The organism is Streptobacillus ratti (genome assembly GCF_001891165.1).
Classification (GTDB): domain Bacteria; phylum Fusobacteriota; class Fusobacteriia; order Fusobacteriales; family Leptotrichiaceae; genus Streptobacillus; species Streptobacillus ratti.
In genome coordinates this window covers 1-1,513 of the sequence record NZ_LKKW01000066.1, presented here as the reverse complement: position 1 = coordinate 1,513, position 1,513 = coordinate 1, and the positions used below count along the sequence as shown (strand labels likewise).

The window sequence follows — 1,513 nt, the reverse complement described above, 5'->3', positions numbered from 1 at the left end:
TAATCCTAAATCTACTCCATTAGCTCTATAACCAACTTCATTAAATCTATGTGCAACATTTAACCATACACTTAATTTATTATTTAAGTTTACATCTCTTAAGCCCCACTTTAACTCAAATGTATTCTTATTTGCATTATAATAATATCCTGCATCAGATACCTTAACTCCTGCTAAATTAACATCATAATTCCAATTAAACTCCACATATGGATTTACATTACTAATATCTGTATACATCGCTATATTTGTACCAAGTCTTGACCTTAAATTTGAATTGTTTAAACTCTTTATATCATCAACATTTGGATTTGTTATATAACTATATATTAATTGCTCATATAAGTTTGCATGTATTCTACTCTTACCTACATACATATCTCCACCTGTTCCTACTTCTACTGATGCCTTTATTCCATGTATACCATAACTTAATCTATCTTTTGTTTCTAATATGTTCTGAGAATATGTATAATTTAACCAACTATCTGTATAAAAGTGTTTATTATTCCATGTACCATATACACCTAATCCAAATATTCCACTATTTCCTATCTTATTTTCATCTCTTGTTTTTGCCCTATCATACATTATATTTCCAAATACACCATATCTATATCTATTATCTTTAACATTTCTTTCATCTATATCATATCCCATAAATATATTAGTTGTATTACTATCTACATTTATTTTATCTCCCTTATCATCTACTAATATATTATTACTTGTTATATTACTTACTTTAGTCCATAATCTATCATTTTTACTATCTTCTATTTTATTATGGTCATGATATGTAAGATTATATTCATTTCTTATCTTATCCATTGAATTTGTTATTATACCTAATACTGACTTATTATAGTTTTGTGTTAAATACCAATTATTATTTTCTAGTTCTAGCTTATATCTATATATTCCATGTTCTGGGTTTAATAAGTTAAAGGCATCTTGTGTTGAGTCTTTTGTTTCTATTAGTTTTAGTTTACCCTTAAATCTTTTGCTTAATGTTGAATTAGGATTTGATATCTCTATTCCTGTTTTACCTGTTACAGTACCATCTATTTTAAGCATATCTGATTTATTCTTTTCTATATATGTTCTCATTAATAGTTTTCCATGTTCTCCATCATAGTTTCCTTTAATGTCAAATATGTCTGTTTCTTTTTTATTCTTTAAGAAACTTATTGTTCCTTTATTAGTAAATTTATCTGTTACTTCTACTTTAGAGTTTTCTAGTGCATTTATTGTTGATGTTTTATCATTAACAAAGTTTTTAGTTTCTAATGTAGCTTTATTAATATTTAGGGTTGCATTTTCAACTAATATTTCATTATGTACTTTATATTCATCATTACTAAATGTCCAATTAGAGTTTTGTAGATTTATCTTTTCAAAGTCCTTAAATTTATTCTTATCTTTTACTTCTCCATTTCCTATTAGTCTTAATGTATCATTATCTCCTATACTACTATCTAATGTGCCAGTTACATTGTCCATTGATTTTATT

General features: G+C 25.6%; 1 protein-coding gene. It reads right to left on the bottom strand.

What is annotated here, in order from left to right:
• On the bottom strand, nt 1–1,513 hold a 1,513-nt coding region (locus BT993_RS06765; RefSeq protein WP_143604310.1), incomplete at both ends, for an autotransporter domain-containing protein.